12 protein-coding genes are annotated in these 17,718 nt (G+C 67.2%); 10 read left to right on the forward strand and 2 right to left on the reverse strand.

Annotated features, from left to right (window positions below):
• Window positions 1-2 precede the first annotated feature (2 nt).
• Both ACIP1U_RS14660 and ACIP1U_RS14665 read left to right on the forward strand, forming a co-directional pair.
• On the forward strand, window positions 3-1,964 hold the full coding sequence (locus ACIP1U_RS14660; RefSeq protein ID WP_400316043.1) for a glycosyltransferase family 2 protein: 1,962 nt from the start codon (window positions 3-5) through the stop codon (window positions 1,962-1,964).
• A gap of 38 nt (window positions 1,965-2,002) precedes the next feature.
• Window positions 2,003-3,652, forward strand: a complete 1,650-nt coding sequence (locus ACIP1U_RS14665; RefSeq protein WP_400316045.1) for an efflux transporter outer membrane subunit — start codon at window positions 2,003-2,005, stop codon at window positions 3,650-3,652.
• Between the two features lie 205 nt (window positions 3,653-3,857).
• Here the strand turns inward: ACIP1U_RS14665 and ACIP1U_RS14670 are convergent, their stop codons facing one another.
• Entirely contained in the window at window positions 3,858-5,999 is a 2,142-nt protein-coding gene (locus ACIP1U_RS14670) for a TonB-dependent siderophore receptor (protein WP_400316047.1), read from the reverse strand.
• An 87-nt stretch (window positions 6,000-6,086) separates the two neighbouring features.
• On the opposite strand from ACIP1U_RS14670, the gene ACIP1U_RS14675 reads away from it, so the two are divergent.
• Window positions 6,087-6,521: a Fur family transcriptional regulator gene (locus tag ACIP1U_RS14675; protein WP_400316050.1), complete on the forward strand. Its 435-nt coding sequence runs from the start codon at window positions 6,087-6,089 to the stop codon at window positions 6,519-6,521.
• 126 nt (window positions 6,522-6,647) lie between these two features.
• Window positions 6,648-7,523 carry an EamA family transporter gene (locus ACIP1U_RS14680; protein ID WP_400316053.1) on the forward strand — a complete coding sequence of 292 codons (876 nt, stop codon included), beginning with the start codon at window positions 6,648-6,650 and terminating at the stop codon, window positions 7,521-7,523.
• 15 nt (window positions 7,524-7,538) lie between these two features.
• Here ACIP1U_RS14680 and ACIP1U_RS14685 read toward each other — a convergent pair whose 3' ends face one another.
• On the reverse strand, window positions 7,539-8,048 hold the full coding sequence (locus ACIP1U_RS14685; RefSeq protein WP_400316056.1) for a GNAT family N-acetyltransferase: 510 nt from the start codon (window positions 8,046-8,048) through the stop codon (window positions 7,539-7,541).
• Window positions 8,049-8,225: 177 nt separating this feature from the next.
• Between ACIP1U_RS14685 and ACIP1U_RS14690 the strand changes: the two genes are divergently transcribed.
• The 6 genes from ACIP1U_RS14690 (at window position 8,226) to ACIP1U_RS14715 (ending at window position 17,482) form a co-directional block, all read left to right on the forward strand.
• Window positions 8,226-8,699 carry a winged helix-turn-helix transcriptional regulator gene (locus tag ACIP1U_RS14690; protein ID WP_400316058.1) on the forward strand — a complete coding sequence of 158 codons (474 nt, stop codon included), beginning with the start codon at window positions 8,226-8,228 and terminating at the stop codon, window positions 8,697-8,699.
• 332 nt (window positions 8,700-9,031) lie between these two features.
• A complete protein-coding gene (locus tag ACIP1U_RS14695; protein ID WP_400316060.1) occupies window positions 9,032-10,351 on the forward strand; it encodes an MFS transporter in 1,320 nt (439 codons plus the stop codon).
• 74 nt (window positions 10,352-10,425) lie between these two features.
• Window positions 10,426-12,987: a nitrite reductase large subunit NirB gene (nirB, locus tag ACIP1U_RS14700; RefSeq protein ID WP_400316062.1), complete on the forward strand. Its 2,562-nt coding sequence runs from the start codon at window positions 10,426-10,428 to the stop codon at window positions 12,985-12,987.
• 26 nt (window positions 12,988-13,013) lie between these two features.
• Window positions 13,014-13,397 (forward strand): nitrite reductase small subunit NirD, encoded by a 384-nt coding sequence (gene nirD / locus ACIP1U_RS14705; protein WP_400316064.1) that lies wholly within the window; start codon window positions 13,014-13,016, stop codon window positions 13,395-13,397.
• Window positions 13,398-13,475: 78 nt separating this feature from the next.
• Window positions 13,476-14,717, forward strand: coding sequence for an NAD(P)/FAD-dependent oxidoreductase (locus tag ACIP1U_RS14710; protein WP_400316066.1), 1,242 nt, complete (start codon window positions 13,476-13,478; stop codon window positions 14,715-14,717).
• A 41-nt stretch (window positions 14,718-14,758) separates the two neighbouring features.
• Entirely contained in the window at window positions 14,759-17,482 is a 2,724-nt protein-coding gene (locus ACIP1U_RS14715) for a molybdopterin-dependent oxidoreductase (protein ID WP_400316068.1), read from the forward strand.
• Window positions 17,483-17,718 lie beyond the last annotated feature (236 nt).

Consider the following 17,718-nt stretch of genomic DNA (forward strand, 5'->3'; position numbering starts at 1 on the left):
CGATGTTCACCCTCTTCCTCGAGAACCAGTCGCTGCTGGCCATCAACGGCGGCGTGCTGCTGGCGATGGTGCTGTTGACCCTGCTGTGCCGCCAGGACCGGCCCGCGGACCGCATGCTGTTCGGCGGCATCACCTTCTTGCTGCTGCTGGTGTACCTGACCTGGCGCGTGCGCGAGACGCTGCCGGACTGGCAGCCGACCTTCGCCAGCGCATGGGCGCATGTGTTCTTTGCGTTCGAGTGCATGACGCTCGCCTACACGCTGCTCTCGATCGTGGTGCTCGGCCGCAACAGCAACCACTCGCCCGCGGCCGATGCCGGCGAATCCGCGCTGCGCCGCGCCGCGCACGTGCCACGCGTGGACATCTTCATCGCCACCTACAACGAAGGGCTGGACATCCTGGAGAAGACCATCGTTTCGGCGCTGGCGATCGACTATCCCGATTTTCGCGTCTGGGTGCTCGACGACACGCGCCGCGACTGGCTGCGTGAATTCTGCGACGGCGTCGGCGCGCACTATGTGACCCGCCCGGACAATACCCACGCCAAGGCCGGCAATCTCAACAACGGCCTGCGCCACAGCGCCGAAGCCGGCGGCGCGCCGTACATCCTGGTGCTCGACGCGGACTTCGCGCCCCACCGCAACATCTTGCTGCGCACCGTAGGCCTGTTCGGCAACCCGCGCGTGGGCGTGGTGCAGACGCCCCAGTTCTACTACAACGCCGACCCGATCCAGTACAACCTGCGCGCCACCGAGTGCTGGGTCGACGAGCAGCGCGCGTTCTTCGACGTGATGCAGCCGGCCAAGGATGCGTGGGGCACGGCGTTCTGCATCGGCACCTCGTTCGTGGTGCGGCGCGACCTGATCGAACAGATCGGCGGCTTCCCGACCGGCACCGTGACCGAAGACATCCATCTCACCTACCGGCTGCTGCGGCACGGCTATATCACGCGCTGGCTCAACGAGCGGCTCAGCGTGGGACTGTCCGCCGAAGGGCTGCCCGAGTACATCAGCCAGCGCAGCCGCTGGGGCCTGGGCACGGTGCAGGTGGCGCTGACCGCCGACGGGCCGCTGCGCGGGCGCGGCTACACCGCGGTGCAGCGGCTGCACTACGTGCATGGGCTGCTGCACTGGATGTCGCGGCCATTCACGCTGATGCTGCTGGCGGGGCCGCTGCTGTACTGGTATTTCGGCGTCTCCACGCTGTACGGCGAACCGCTGCAATTCCTCGCCTATGGCCTGCCCGCGCTGGTGGCGTACTGGGCCTACAGCATCTGGATCACCGGCCAGCGCGCGCTGCCGATCTTTACCGAAGTCACGCAGATCGTCGCGTCGCTGGCGGTGACGGCGTCGCTGGTGAGCGCGATGTTCAAGCCGTTCGGGCGGCCGTTCAAGGTCACCAACAAGGGACTGGATCGCTCGAAGCTGGTGATCCACGGCAAGTTCGCGGCGCTGTACGCTGGCCTGCTGGCGCTGTCGGCACTGGGCCTGGGGCGCGCGCTGGTGGTCGACGCCGACGCGACGGGGCTGGCCTTCAACACGGTATGGACCGGTGTGGCGCTGATGCTTTACCTGGCTTCGTTCCTGGTTTGCGTGGAGCTGCCGCGGCCGCGCAAGGAAGAGCGGTTCCCGCATCGCGCCGCGGCCTTGCTGCGCGTGGAAGGGCGCGAATACCGCGTCACCACGCGCGACCTGTCCTGCAACGGCGTGGCCGTGACTACGCCGCTGGCTGCCGCCTTCCAGCCTGGCGCCGAGGGCGCGGTGTGGCTGGCGCAGACCGGCTGGATTCCGTGCCGCGTGGTACGGCGCGAGCACCAGTTGCTCGGCATCGCGCTGCATGCCGACATGGCAGCGCGCCACAGCCTGATCCGCCTGCTGTTCAGCGATCCCGCTCACAACATCGCCCGCCAGGGCCAGCCGCGGCTAGCGCTCTCGCGCTTCATGCGGCGCGCGCTGATGGGCTGAACAATGACCGCCTTTCATTGACTCTCCGGGAATCCTTCATGCCAAGCCTGAGCCGCCACTCCTTCCGCACACCACGCCTGCTGCCCCGCACCTCGGTGTTGGCGCTGTCGCTGGCGCTGGCAGCCTGCACGCTGGAGCCTCAATACCAACGGCCAGACGCGCCGATTCCTTCGGCGTTTCCGGATGGCGCCGCCTACCGCACGCCGCAGGCCCGCCCCGCCGGCGGACAGCCTGGCCAGCCTGCTCAGCCGGTGCAGCCGCCCGGACCTTCCGCCGCCGATCTCGGCTGGCGCGATGTCTTCGTCGACCCGCAACTGCGCCAGCTGATCGAACTCTCGCTGGCGAACAACCGCGACCTGCGCATAGCCACGCTTTCTATCGACGAAGCCCGCGCGCTCTACCAGATCGAACGCGCGGCGCAGTTCCCGACGGTAGAGGCCAATGCCGGCGTGGTGTCGCAACGCCTGTCGTCGCAGGTGCGCGCGCCGGGCCAGTCGCAGCAGATCACCACCTACAACGCCGGCATCGGCTTTACCGCATTCGAACTCGATTTCTTCGGCCGGGTGCGCAGCCTCAAGCATGCGGCGCTGGAGCAATACCTGGCCACCGAGGAAGCACGCCGCAGCGCGCAAATCGCGCTGGTGGCCGAGGTTGCCAACGCCTACCTGACGCTGCGCGCGGACCGCGAGCTGCTGCGGCTGTCGCAGGACACGCTGAAGACGCAGCAGGAGGCTGCCGAGATGGTGCGGCGCGGGCGCCAGGCGGGCGCAATGGCGCAACTGGACCAGCATCGTGCGCAAACCCAGGTGCAGACCGCACAGGTCGGCGTGGAACAGTACACGCGGCAGGTGGCGCAGGACGAGAACGCGCTGGCGCTGCTGGTCGGCACCCAGTTGCCGAAGTCGATCGCGGGGGGGGGCAACCCGGCTGCGGGCGCGGCGGCAGATGCGCTCGAGCCGCGCACGCTGATGCAAGAGTTCCCGGAGGGGCTGCCATCGAGCCTGCTGGAGCGGCGCCCCGACATCCTCGACGCCGAGCACCGGCTCAAGGCCGCCAACGCCAATATCGGCGCCGCGCGCGCGGCGTTCTTCCCGCGCATCTCGCTGACCGGCGCGCTGGGCGTGGCCAGCACCAGCCTGGCGGGGCTGTTCTCCGGCGGCATGGCCTGGCTGTTCGCGCCGCAGGTGACATTGCCGATCTTTGATGCCGGGCGCAATCGTGCCGGGCTGGATGCCGCCAACGTGCGCAAGGACATCAACGTGGCGAACTACGAGAAGACCATCCAGACCGCCTTCCGCGAAGTGGCCGACAGCATGGCGGCGCGCGCGACCTACGAGCGCCAGGTCAAGGCGCAGGAAGCGCTGGTGCGCGAAGGCAGCGAGACCCGGCGGCTGTCGGAGATGCGCTTCAAGAACGGGGTTGACGACTACTTCGGCGTCTTCGATGCGCAGCGCCAGCTCTACGCCGCGCAGCAGTCGCTGGTTACGTACAAGCTGGCCGGGCTGACCAGCCGCGTATCTCTGTACAAGGCGCTCGGCGGCGGCTGGCGGGAGGTGGCGGATGCCACGGGCAATGGCGCCGGCCCCCGGCCAGCCGGACCGGCGGCACCTGCCGCGCCGCGGACGCCGGCGCCGGCAGCGCCAAGCGCGGCACAAGCCCCAGCACCGGTAGCCGTCGCGCCGCGCTGAGGAGCACGCCGGCAGTGTAAGAGCGCCGCGAGACCGCCACGCCATCCATGCGACCTGCCACGCGAACATGGGGGGAGTCCATGCGCGTTGCCGATGAATCGCGATGACGCGTCCATGCAGTGCATCAAGGGACCGCAGCCGGCGGGGGAGCCGGCCGCGCGGCCCGCGGCAAAAACAATGGCAACGGGCCAAGGCCCGTGCAAGATCAATAGCTAAGCAGCAAGCCGACCCGCGCACTGCGGCCCGCCCCCGGGGCAATCCACAGGTTGCTGTACGAGCTGGCGTAGTAAGTCTTGTCGAACAGGTTGCCCACGTTGAACGTGAATCGCACCTTGCGGCTGTATTGCCAATAGCCGTGCAGATCCACCACCACGTAGGCGGGCAGCGAGAACGAATCGCGCGCATCACCGGAACGCCGCCCCACGTAGCGCAAGCCCGCGCCGATGCCATAGCGCTGGCCCACTGGCGCCGCGTCTTCATAAACTGCCAGCAGGCTCCCGCTGGTGCGCGGCACATTGGTCAGCGGCGTGCCCGGCGCGAGGCGCGTGTCCTGCGTGATCTCGGCATCGGTCAGCGCAAAGCTGCCTGAGACGCGCCAGTGCTTGCCCAACTGCCCCGCCACATCGAGTTCCACGCCGCGGCTGCGCGCTGCGCCAGCGGCAATGTAGTACGACGGGTCGGCCGGGTCGCTGGCCAGCACATTGCGCTTGCGGATCTCGTACACCGCCAGCGTAGCGCCGGTGCGGCGGTCGTCGCTGTCGAACTTGACGCCCGCCTCGACGGCGCGGCCGTGCTCGGGGTCGAACGGCTGGCCCGCGGCATCCGTGCCGGCATTGGGGCGGAACGACTGGCTGGCGTTGGCAAACAGCGAGACGTTATGGCTGGCGAGATAGCTCACGCCCACGCGCGGCGACACTGCGTTCTGGTGCTGCGTGGCGCGGGTGCCGCTCAGGTGGTTGTCCAGCGACTGGTCGAAGGCGTCGAAACGCGCGCCGGCCAGCACGCGCCAGCGCTCGCCCAGGCTGAGCTGGTCCTGCACATAGGCGCCGAGATTGCGCTGGCGCTCGTACGTGTCCGTGTTCCACGGCATGGGCGGTGCCGGCTGGCCATAGACCGGATCGTAGATATCGATTGCGTAAGGCGCCGCGGCGGTCGGGTTCTTGCGCAGGATCGCCATGGTGTTGCCAAAGCGATAGGCATCCACCCCCATCAGCAGTTCATGCCCGATCGGACCGGTCGTGAACTTGCCGGTCACGCTGGCCTGCAGCGAGACATCGTCCGACTGGAAATCACGGTAGCGATGCTGGCGCCACAGCGTGCGGCCATCGGCGGCCAGCGACGTCGCTTCGCTCGAATGCCCGGTCAGCGCGCCGCCGCGGTACGACAGCGCGAGCCGCCCTTTCCATTTGTCCGAGAACTGGTGCTCCACGCTGAGCTGGTGCGACTGGCTGTCCAGCCGCATGTCGCCGTCGCTGGGCTCACCCAGGAAGCGCGAGCGCGGGATCCGGCCGAGCTGGCCGTCGACCGCTACCACGCCGCGGTCCATCGGCGTGGCGTAGCGCTGGAACTCCGCCGCGTACTGCAGGATGGTGTCGTTGCCGAGCGCCCATGTGAACGAAGGCGCCACCAGGTAGCGCTGGCTGTGGATGAAGTCGCGCGTGCTGCCCTGGTGGTCGGCCACGGCAATCAGCCTGCCTGCCACGCTCTCGCCAAGCGGGCCGGTGATGTCCGCGCTTGCGCGGTAGCCGTCGCGCGTGCCCAGCTCCATCGAATAGCCCTGCGCCGGCCGGAACTGCGGCTGGCGCGTCACGACGTTGAAGGTGCCGCCGGGCTCGCTGGTCCCATACAGCGATGAGGTGGGCCCCTTGAGCACTTCGACGCGATCGATGGTGGCCGCGTCCATCGGCGCGGCATAGCCGCGGTTGGCGGCAAAGCCGTTGACGAGGTAGCCGGCGCCGGTGTTCTCGTGGCCGGTGAAGCCGCGCATGGCGAAGTTGTCCCACAAGCCGCCGAAGTTGTTCTGGCGCGCCACGCCGCTGACATAGTCGAAGGTCTGGTCGAAGCGGGTCGCGCCGATATCGTCGAGCATGGCACGCGGCACCACGCGCACGGATTGCGGGATCTCGCGCAGCGGCGTGTCGGTGCGGGTGGCGCCGGTGGCGTCGGGCGGGTTGTATGATGCGGTGCCAACCACCGAAACCGTCGGCAGCGTAATATCGGGCGAAGTGGTGGCGTTGGTGGCGTTGGTGGCATCGGCGGCATCGGCCAATGCGGACCACGCCAGCAGCAGCGCGGCGGGACCGGCGATGCGGGTACGCCCGCCGATAGTAGGCTGCGAAAGCAGCATGATGTCTGACACCCCGTAAGAGCAGCGCGTGGCGGCTGGCACCGGCACGCGCTTTAATGATAATAAGTTCTCATTAAGATTTTAGTCATGGAACGCATGACCCGTCAACGTGGCGCCGTGCTGGCAGCACTGAAGGAAGCCGGCCGGCCACTGAGCCCGGCGGAGATCCTGGAGGCCGCACAGCGCGAGGTGCCGTCGCTGGGACTCGCCACCGTCTATCGCAATATCCGGGCGTTGCTGGAGGATGCGCAGTTGCATGCGGTCGAATTGCCCGGACAGGCAGACCGCTACGAACTGGCCGACCATCCGGGGGAAGCGGTCACGCACCGGCATCACCGGCACTACTTCCAGTGCCTGTCTTGCGACCGCGTGTTTCCGCTGGAGGGGTGCCCGGGGCACCTGGAAGACATCACACCGCCGGGATTTGAGGTCGAACACCACGAACTGACGCTGCTGGGGCGCTGCCCAGACTGCGCGCGCAAGCCGGGCAAGCGGCGCAAGGCGGCGGCGCACAGCCATTGAGGTCGGGCAGACCGGAACAACTGTACAGCGCTGCGCACCGAAACCTGTATATGGCGCCTTGGCGGGACTTGCCGCATGATGCGGCTGCATCGCGCACCAGACGCGAGCGTTCCCCCAGGATTCCAATTGCAGCAGACCGCCTCCGGAAAAAGCTCGACCCTCCTTGCCGTCCTGGCCCTGACCGGCTCGATGGCGTCGCTGTGCGTCGGCACGTCGTTCGCCAAGCATTTGTTCGACGCGCTCGGCGCGCAAGGCACCACGGCGCTTCGGGTCAGCTTCTCGGCCCTGATCCTGCTGTGCGTATGGCGGCCGTGGCGCATCCCGCTCACGCGCGCCAATGCGCTGGCGATCGCGCTGTATGGCGCGGCGCTGGGCGCGACCAACCTGCTGTTCTACATGTCGCTGCGCACGGTGCCGCTAGGGCTGGCGATTGCCATCGAGTTCACCGGACCGCTGGCAGTGGCGGTGATGTCGTCGCGGCGCGCCATCGACTTCCTGTGGATTGCGTGCGCGGTGATGGGCCTGCTGCTGTTGCTGCCGATTGGCGAGGCGGCCGGCACGCTTGATCCGGTTGGCATCGGCTACGCGCTGGCCGCCGGGGTGGGCTGGGCGCTCTATATCGTGTTCGGGCAGAAGGCCGGCAACGCGCACGGCGGCCAGGCCACCTCGCTGGGGCTGACCATGGCGGCGCTGGTGGTGCTGCCGTTCGGGGTGGCGCACGCCGGCAGCGCGCTGCTCAGCCCGCCGCTGCTGCTGGCGGGACTGGCGGTAGGCGTGCTGTCCAGTGCGATTCCGTATTCGCTGGAAATGGTGGCGCTCAAGCGCCTGCACCGGCGCACCTTTGGCATCCTGCTGAGCATGGAGCCGGCCATGGGTGCGCTGGCGGGACTGGTGTTCCTGCATGAACAGCTCAGCCCGCTGCAGTGGCTGGCGATCGCCAGCATCATCACGGCTTCGGTCGGTTGCACGGCGACTTCGCGCGGCAAGCGCGACGCCGGCTGAAACCTGGCGTAGCGCTCAGTACGCGCCGAACCAGTCCGCCGGCAGCCACTGGCTGCTGCCGGCTTCTTCCCGCAGCGTCATCGAGACTTCGTGCAGCAAGCTGTCCTCTGGATTGCGGCGGCTGCCGAAACCCAGGTCCCGCAGGATCGCCAGCATGCGGCGGTTCTCGCTAAGCACGTCGCCGCGCATGGCGCGCAAGCCGGCCGCACGGGCATGGTCGCGCAACCGCGTGATCAGGCGCCGGCCCAGCCCTTGCCCTTGCCAGCCATCTGCGACGACCACCGCAAATTCGGCGACGCCGCCGGTCACTACGTATTCGGCGCTGGCGACGATGGCCGGTGTTCCTTGCGCGTCGGGTGCGACCACCGCCAAAGCCATATTGCCCGGCGCCGGACTGGCCAGCGCATCGACGATCTCGTCGACCACGCGCCCGCCGGTGAGGAAGCGGAAGTAGCGGCTTTCACGCGACAGCCCATCGACCATGGCCCGCAGCGCGCCGCGATCCAGCACGTTCGTGCGGCGCATCGTCACCTGCCCGCCCCGTCCTACCGGCCAGCTTTCTGCCTGTGGTTCGCTGGTGGCTTGCCCTGTCGTCGATCCGGCCCTGCCTGTCATGCCACACCCCTGAATACACTATTTGTAGCCAGAGTATAGGCAATAACCTGACTTTTGCAAATGAAGTCAGCGTGCTAAGCTGGCTGCATGATGAATGCCGCTGCGCCCGACCTCCGCCAATGCTCGATCGCCGCCACGCTTTCGCTGATCGGCGAAAAGTGGACGATCCTGATCCTGCGCGACGTATTCCACGGCGTAACGCGTTTTGACGACTTCCTGCGGCGGCTCGAATGCTCGCCCGCTGTCCTGTCCGCGCGGCTCAAGACGCTGACCGAAGCCGGCCTGCTGCGCAAGGTCGGCTATCGCGAGCCCGGCGAGCGCGAGCGCTTCGAGTACCGCCCCACCCGCGCCGCCGTGGAGTTGTTGCCGGTGCTGATCGGCCTGATGCAATGGGGCGACAGCCACATGACGCCTTGCGGCGAAGGCCCGGTCCAGATCCGCTCGCAGGCCAGCGGCAAGCTGGTGCGCGCGGCGCTGGTCGACGAGGACGATACGCTGGTGTCTCCGCGCGACATGCAGGTCATCCCCGTCGCTCCCCGCCGCATCGAAGGCGAGCCATAACCCGCATCGGCCTCTTGCTGCGCCGCACCGGCGCGGCACACTGCACTGCACCATGACTGTGCCGGCGATCTGCCCACCGCCCCAGCACAGCGCATCGGGACTTGCCGCCGGCGCCGCTGCGCGCCCAAAACCCCCATCCGCCGTCACTTCACGCTCTGGCACACCCCTTGCGTAATGTGGTCCGGGCCCGTCAACGGCGACCGGCCCACCCCACATACCCAGCGGCTATCCCATGTAGCGGCTGTCAGGACAACGGCGTCCCCTGAACTGGCTCATCAGACCCTCGATGTGTCGGCTCGCGGGACGCCATTTGTTTTTTGGAGCAAGTGACGATGACCGGCAAAGCCACCCGCATCGAGCTGCTGAGCTTGAGCACCCCGCAGATGCGCGCCTTCCACCTGACCTGGATGGCGTTTTTCGTCTGTTTCTTCGCGTGGTTTGCCTGCGCGCCGCTGATGCCGGTCCTCAAGGGCGAGTTCGGGCTGACCCCGGGCCAGATCGCCAATATCAATATCGCGGCGGTGGCCGTGACCATCCTGGTGCGCCTGGTGATCGGCCCGATGTGTGACCGCTTCGGCCCGCGCAAGACCTATACCTGCCTGCTGGCGCTGGGCGCGCTGCCCGTACTGGGCGTGGCGCTGGCGCAGAACTACGAAACCTTCCTGGTGTTCCGCCTGCTGATCGGCGCGGTCGGTGCCAGCTTCGTGATCACGCAGTACCACACCTCGGTGATGTTCGCGCCCAACGTGGTCGGCACCGCCAACGCGGCCTCGGCCGGCTGGGGCAACGCCGGCGGCGGCGCCGCGCAGGCCCTCATGCCGCTGCTGCTGGCAGCGGTGCTGATGATGGGCGCGGACCACGCCTTCGGCTGGCGCATCGCGCTGCTGGTGCCGGGCGTGCTGATGCTGATCATGGCCGTCGTGTACTACCGCTTCACCCAGGACTGCCCCGAAGGCAACTACTCGGACCTGCGTGCCCAGGGCATCGCGATCAGCGGCAAGGACGGTGGCAAGGGAGGCGGCTGGGCCAGCTTCCGCGCCGCCAGCGCCAACTACCGCGTGTGGCTGCTGTTCATCACCTACGGCGCGTGCTTCGGCGTGGAAATCTTCATCCACAACATCGCCGCCATGTACTACGTCGACCATTTCGGCCTGAGCCTGAAGGCCGCCGGCATGGCCGCCGCAAGCTTTGGCTTGCTGGCGCTGTTTGCCCGCGCACTGGGCGGCTGGCTGTCGGACAAGGCGGCGCGCCGCCGCGGCCTGGATGCACGCACCACGCTGCTGTTCGCATTGATCCTGGGCGAAGGCCTGGGCCTGCTGTGGTTCGCACAAGCCGGCAATGTGGCCGTGGCCGTGGTCGCGATGCTGCTGTTCGGCCTGTTCACCCACATGGCCTGCGGCGCGACCTACGCCCTGGTGCCCTTTATCGATCGCAAGGCGCTGGGCGGCGTGGCCGGGATCATCGGCGCCGGCGGCAACGTCGGCGCGGTGGCCGCGGGCTTCCTGCTCAAGGGGCTGGGCAACGTGCAGCAGACGCTGACGGTGCTGGGCGTGCTGGCCACCATCGCCGCCGTCTGTGCCATCGCCATCCGCTTCAGCGCCGAGCACAAGGCCCAGGAGCAGGCGCTGTACGACAGCGCGCTGGCCAACTGATTTCCCGCATCGCCCCACAGCACCCCACAGCAACATCAGGCAGCAAAGACTGACTACCGGACAAGGAAAGCATCATGAAACTGATCATCGTCGGCCACGGCATGGTGGGTCACAAGTTCCTGGAATCGCTGGCGGAAGCCGGCGCAGAAAACCTGGAAGTGACCGTACTGTGCGAGGAACCGCGTCCCGCCTACGATCGCGTGCACCTGTCCGAGTTCTTCTCCGGCAAGTCGGCCGAAGACCTGTCGCTGGTGCCGGCGGGCTTCTTCGAGCAGCACAACAACATGCTGCTGCGCCTGAACGCGCGTGCGGTCGAGATCGATCGCGCCGCGCGCACGGTCAAGGTCTCCACCGGCGAGACGCTGTCCTATGACAAGCTGATCCTCGCCACCGGCTCGTACCCGTTCGTGCCGCCGGTGCCGGGCAAGGACCGCAAGGACTGCTTCGTCTATCGCACCATCGAAGACCTGGAAGCGATGCAGGAATGCGGTGCGCGCTCGAAGACCGGCGTGGTCATCGGCGGCGGACTGCTCGGCCTGGAATGCGCCAAGGCGCTGCGCGACATGGGCCTGCAGACGCACGTGGTGGAGTTCGCGCCGCGCCTGATGGCGGTGCAGGTCGACGAAGGCGGTGGCCGCATGCTGCGCCAGAAGATCGCGGGGCTGGGCGTGACCGCGCACACCGGCAAGAACACCGTCGAGATCGTCGACGGCGAGGACGGCACCCATCGCATGGTGTTCGCCGACGGCACGCACCTCGACACCGACATGATCGTGTTCTCGGCCGGCATCCGCCCGCGCGACGAACTGGCGCGCGCCAGCGGCCTGGAAGTCGGTGCGCGCGGCGGCATCTCGGTCGACAACAACTGCCGCACCTCCGACCCGGACATCTACGCCATCGGCGAATGCGCACTGTGGGACGGCAAGATCTACGGCCTGGTGGCGCCGGGCTACGACATGGCCCGGGTGGCCGCGCGCCACCTGCGCGGCGAGGCGGCCGAGTTTGCCGGCGCCGACATGAGCACCAAGCTCAAGCTGATGGGCGTTGACGTGGCCAGCATCGGCGACCCGCACGGCACCGTGCCGGGCGCGCGCATCTACCAGTTCAGCGACGACCGCAAGGAGGTCTACAAGAAGCTGGTGGTGTCCGATTGCGGCAAGTACCTGCTCGGCGGCGTGCTGATCGGCGATGCCAGCGAATACGGCACGCTGCTGCAGATGATGCTCAACAAGATCGAGCTGCCCGAGTCGCCGGAATTCCTGATCCTGCCCGACAGCAGCGGCAAGGCCAAGCCGGCGCTGGGCGCCGACGCCCTGCCCGACACCGCGCAGATCTGCTCCTGCAACAACGTCTCCAAGGGCGAGATCTGCGGCGCCGTGTGCGACGGCGCCACCAGCATCGGCGCGCTCAAGAGCTGCACCAAGGCCGGCACCGCCTGCGGCGGCTGCGTGCCGCTGGTCACGCAGATCATGAAGGCGGAGATGAAGAAGCAAGGGATGGCGGTCAACAACCACATCTGCGAGCACTTCCCGTTCTCGCGCCAGGAGCTCTACCACCTGGTGCGCGTGGGCAAGTTCAAGACCTTCGACGCGCTGCTGGAAGCGCACGGCAGCGGCATGGGCTGCGACATCTGCAAGCCGGCGGTGGGCAGCATCCTGGCGTCGTGCTGGAACGAGTTTGTGCTGAAGGAAGAGCACGCCAGCCTGCAGGACTCCAACGACTACTACCTGGCCAACATCCAGAAGGACGGCACCTACTCGGTGGTGCCGCGCATGCCGGGTGGCGAAGTCACGCCCGAAGGCCTGATTGCCGTCGGCCAGGTGGCCAAGAAGTACGGCCTGTACACCAAGATCACCGGCGGCCAGCGAGTCGACCTGTTCGGCGCGCGCGCCGAGGAACTGCCCTTCATCTGGGAAGAGCTGATCGCCGCCGGCTTTGAATCGGGCCATGCCTACGGCAAGGCGTTGCGCACGGTGAAGTCGTGCGTGGGCTCGACCTGGTGCCGTTATGGCGTGGGTGATTCGGTCGGCCTCGCCGTCGAGCTGGAGAACCGTTACAAGGGCCTGCGCGCGCCGCACAAGATCAAGTTCGGCGTATCGGGCTGCACGCGCGAATGCGCCGAGGCGCAGGGCAAGGACGTCGGCGTGATTGCCACCGAGAAGGGCTGGAACCTGTACGTGTGCGGCAACGGCGGCATGAAACCGCGCCATGCCGAACTGCTGGCCAGCGACCTCGACCACGACACACTGGTGCGCTACATCGACCGCTTCCTGATGTTCTACGTGCGCACCGCCGACCGCCTGCAGCGCACCAGCGTCTGGCGCGACAACCTTGAAGGCGGCCTGGACTACCTGAAGGCCGTGGTGCTGGACGACAAGCTCGGCATCGCCGCCGAGCTGGAGACCGAGATGCAGCACGTGGTCGATACCTATGAAGACGAGTGGAAGAAAGCCGTGACCGATCCCGAGACGCGCAAGCGCTTCCGCCATTTCGTCAACAGCGACCGCCGCGACGACAACCTGGTCTTCATCGAAGAGCGCGGCCAGATCCGCCCGGCCACGCCGGAGGAACGGAAATTGCAGCGTTCCCGGCTGGGCCACATTCCCGTGGTCGCCGTGCCCGCAAAAGCAGCCTGATCGTGCAAGCATTCAAGGAGAACGTGATGAGCCATCCCCACCAGCCCGAAACCTGGACCGCGGTCTGCACCGTTCGCGATATCGTGCCCAATACTGGTGTGTGCGCGCTGGTCGACGACAAGCAGATCGCCGTGTTCCGCATCGGCCGCGGCGAAGAGGTCTACGCCATCGATAACTTCGATCCCAACTCGCAGGCAGCGGTGCTGTCGCGCGGGCTGGTAGGCAACCTGGGCGAGCGCCTGGTGGTGGCCTCGCCCATCTACAAGCACCACTTCGACCTGCGCACGGGCGAATGCCTGGAAGCTCCGGAGCAATCGATTAATGCCTACGGCGCGCGCGTCTACGACGGCAAGGTGTGGGTTGCCCCGAGCGTGGTACTGCGCGACGCCGAGGAAGAACTCGCCGCCTGATCCGCCTTCCATCCACCTTTTTTGGTCGCGCCCCCGATGCTCACCACCGCCTTCACGCCCAGCCCCGGAGATGCCGGCATGACGCCGTCCGATTCCACCCAGGCCCGTCCGCGACTGGTCGTTGTCGGCAACGGCATGGCTGGCATGCGCACTGTCGAGGAACTGCTCAAGCTCGCTCCGGACCTGTACGACATCACGGTGTTCGGCGCCGAGCCGCACGGCAACTACAACCGCATCCTGCTGTCGCCGGTGCTGGCTGGCGAGAAGACGGTGGCGGACATCATGCTCAATACGCGCGAGTGGTACGAAGAGAACGGCATCGAGCTGCTCGCCGGCGATCCCGTGGTTTCGATCGACCGGCCGCGCCGCGTAGTGCGTTCCGTCTCGGGACGCGAGGTGCGCTATGACCGCCTGCTGCTGGCCACCGGCTCCAAGCCGTTCATCATCCCGGTGCCGGGCCACCAACTCGAAGGCGTGATCGCGTTCCGCGACATCCAGGACGTCGAGACCATGCTGCATGCCGCGCGCAATCACCGCCACGCGGTGGTGATCGGCGGCGGCCTCCTCGGCCTGGAAGCGGCCAATGGCCTGCTGCGCCAGGGCATGGACGTCACCGTGGTGCACCTGGCCGACAGCCTGATGGAACGCCAGCTCGACAAGCCCGCCGCCACGCTGCTCCAGGGCGCGCTGGAACGCAAGGGCCTGCGTTTCCTGCTGGGCGCGCAGACCGCGGAGATTCTCGGTGCCGACCGCGTCACTGGCGTGCGTTTCAAGGACGGCAGCAAAATTCCCGCCGACCTGGTGGTGATGACCGCCGGCGTGCGCCCCAACATCGAACTCGCCGCCGGCGCGGGCCTGCACTGCGAACGCGCCATCGTCGTCGATGACACGCTGCAGACCTACGATCCGCGCATCTATGCCGTCGGCGAATGCGTCCAGCATCGCCAGGCCACCTTCGGGCTGGTCGCGCCGATCTGGGACCAGGCGCGTGTGTGTGCCGCCCATCTCGCCGGCGCCGGCCATCGCCGCTACGTGCAGCAGGCCACCGCGACTAAACTGAAAGTGACCGGCGTCGACCTGTATTCCGCCGGCGATTTCATCGGTGCGGAAGGCTCAGAAGACCTGGTGCTGCGCGATGCGCGCCGCGGTGTCTACAAGCGCCTGGTGCTGCTGGACGGCTGCCTGGTCGGCGCCGTGCTGTACGGCGACGTGCAGGACGGGCCGTGGTATTTCGACATGATCCAGCGCCGCACGCCGGTTGGCGCGCTGCGCCAGCGCCTGCTGTTCGGCAAGGCGCAGTGCGAAGCGCTCGCTGCCTGAGCATTAGACAAGGCTACATAACGCCCCCGCACGGAGAACGCGTGAATCTGTCTGACATCCCGGTTGTGTCTGCAACCCTGACCACTACCACCGCCACGACCTGCCCGTACTGCGGCGTCGGCTGCGGCGTGCGTGCCACGGTGCGCGCCGACGGCCAGGTCGAGATCGCGGGCGACGCGCAGCATCCGTCCAACCAGGGCCGGCTCTGCGTCAAGGGCTCGGCACTTGGCGAGACCGTGGACCTGGAAGGCCGCCTGCTCCATCCCAAGCTGCGCGATGCCGATGGCCAGTTGCAGCAGGTGTCGTGGGATCGTGCGCTCGATACCGTGGCGCAAGGCTTCAACGACATCATCCGACGCCATGGTCCCGACTCGGTGGCGCTCTATGTCTCGGGCCAGTTGCTGACCGAGGACTACTACGTTGCCAACAAGCTGATGAAGGGCTTCATCGGCAGCGCCAATATCGACACCAACTCACGCCTGTGCATGTCATCGGCCGTTGCCGGCCACAAGCGCGCATTCGGCGAAGACCTGGTGCCGGGCAGCTATGAAGACCTCGAACTGGCCGACCTGGTGGTGCTGGTGGGTTCCAATACCGCGTGGTGCCACCCGATCCTGTTCCAGCGCCTGTCCAAGGCCAAGGAAGCCCGCCCCGAGATGAAGATCGTGGCGATCGACCCGCGCCGCACCGCCACGTGCGAGCTGGCCGACCTGCACCTTGCGGTCCGTCCCGGGACTGACGTCTGGCTGTTCAATGGCCTGCTCAGCTATCTCGCGCGTGAAGGCCATGCCGATGCGGCCTTCATTGACGCTAGCACTGCGGGACTGGACCAGGCCCTGCAGGCAGCCGATGTCGATTGCGCCGATCCGGCTGCAGTCGCCCGCGCCTGCAAGCTCAGCGTTCAGGATGTGCTGGACTTTTATGCCCTGTTCGCCGGCACGCAAAAGACCGTCACCGCGTTCTCGCAAGGCGTCAACCAGTCCTCCGCCGGCACTGACAAGGTCAACAGCATCATCAACTGCCACCTGCTGACCGGCCGTATCGGCCGCCCCGGCATGGGTCCGTTCTCGCTGACCGGGCAGCCCAATGCCATGGGCGGGCGCGAGGTCGGCGGCCTGGCCAATATGCTGGCCGCGCATATGGAACTGGCCAACCCGCTGCATCGCGACGTGGTGCAGAGCTTTTGGCAGTCGCCGGTAGTGGCGGACCGCGCCGGTTTGAAGGCGGTGGAGCTGTTCGAAGCGATCGAAGCCGGCCGAGTCAAGGCAGTTTGGGTGATCGCTACCAACCCGGTGGTCAGCCTGCCCGACGCCGACCAGGTGCGCCGCGCACTCGCCAAGTGCGAACTGGTGGTGGCCAGCGACATCATCGAACGCACCGATACCAACGCGGGCGCGCACGTGCTGCTGCCCGCGCTGGGCTGGGGTGAGAAGGACGGCACCGTCACGAACTCGGAGCGCCGCATTTCGCGCCAGCGCACCTTCCTGGCCGCACCGGGCGAAGCGCGCGCCGACTGGGATATCCTGTGCGACGTGGCACGCCGCATGGGCTTCAACGGCTTCGACTATGCCGGGCCGCACGAGATCTTTGACGAGCACGCACGCCTGAGCGCCTGGCGCAACAACGACGCGCCGCGCGTGTTCGATATCGGCGGTCTGGCCGGCCTGGACAAGGCTGAGTACGATAGCCTGGAGCCGGTCCAATGGCCGGTCCCTGCCAATCGTGCGACTGACTCGCAGCGCCTGTTCGGCGACGGCCGCTATGCGCATGCAGACGGCCTGGCCCGCTTTGTCGCCACGCCGACGCGCGCGCCCGCCAATGCGCCGGACGATGATTTCCCGCTGATTCTCAACACCGGCCGCGTGCGTGACCAGTGGCACACCATGACGCGCACCGGCAAGTCGGCGCGCCTGGCCGACCACCTGCCCGAGCCTTTTGTCGACATGCATCCGCAGGATGCTCTGCTGTGCGGCGTCGGGGAAGGCAAGCTGGCACGGGTCAGCACCCGCTGGGGTGCGATGGTGGCACGCGTGCACCATGGCGGCGGCATCCCGCGCGGCAGCGTGTTCGTGCCGATTCACTGGAACGGGCAGTTTAGTTCCGATGCGCGCGTTGGCGCGCTGGTCAACCCGGTGGTCGACCCGGTCTCCGGCGAGCCGGAATTCAAGCACACGCCGGTGCGGGTGGAGCCGTTCGGTGTCAACTGGCACGGCTTCGTGCTGAGCCGGCGCGAGTTGCCGGCCGAGGCGCTGACGTACTGGACGCGTGTGCAAGGCCGCCAATTCCAGCGCTATGAATTTGCTGGCCGTGAAGCCGTTGCCGACCGTGCCGCGTGGGCGCGTGAACTACTTGGCGTGACGGATCCGGAAGCGGACTGGCTCGAATACGAGGACCGTACCGCCGGCGTCTATCACGCTGGCTATGTCGTCAATGACCGGCTTGAAGCCTGCGTTTATGTGTCGACGCGGCCTGAACTGCCGTCGCGTTCCTGGCTGTCTGGCCTGTTCGGCCGTGAGCGGCTGGAGGACACAGACCGTATCGGGCTACTGCTCGGCCAGCCGATGGAGAAAGGTGCTGATACCGGACCGACGGTGTGCTCTTGCTTTGGCGTAGGGCGCAACACCATCTGCGATGCGGTGCGGAAGCATGATCTGAAGACACCCGCGGAGATCACTGCCTGCGTCAAGGCTGGCGGCAACTGTGGGTCTTGTGTGCCTGAGCTTAAGAAGTTGCTGGTGGAGATTCAGGTGGTTGAGGTGGCTTGAGGGTTTTTTGGGTTGCGGCTGGTGACATGCTGTCGGCTGTTTTAGCGCCTGCTATCGCTGTTGATGACGTGCTGTCGGCCGTTGAACCGCTGGTTTCCGCCCTGCTGGGCGGGTAACTTTTTGTCCGAGCGGCAAAAGGTCACCAAAAAGCGCGTTTACTGCCCTACGGGCGGCCACTCTTATCGTAGTGTGCGGGGGCTTTCGTACGGGGCTCTGCTTCGTTGCAGGGCAGGACT

The organism is Cupriavidus sp. NPDC089707, assembly GCF_044748965.1.
Taxonomy (GTDB): Bacteria; Pseudomonadota; Gammaproteobacteria; order Burkholderiales; family Burkholderiaceae; genus Cupriavidus.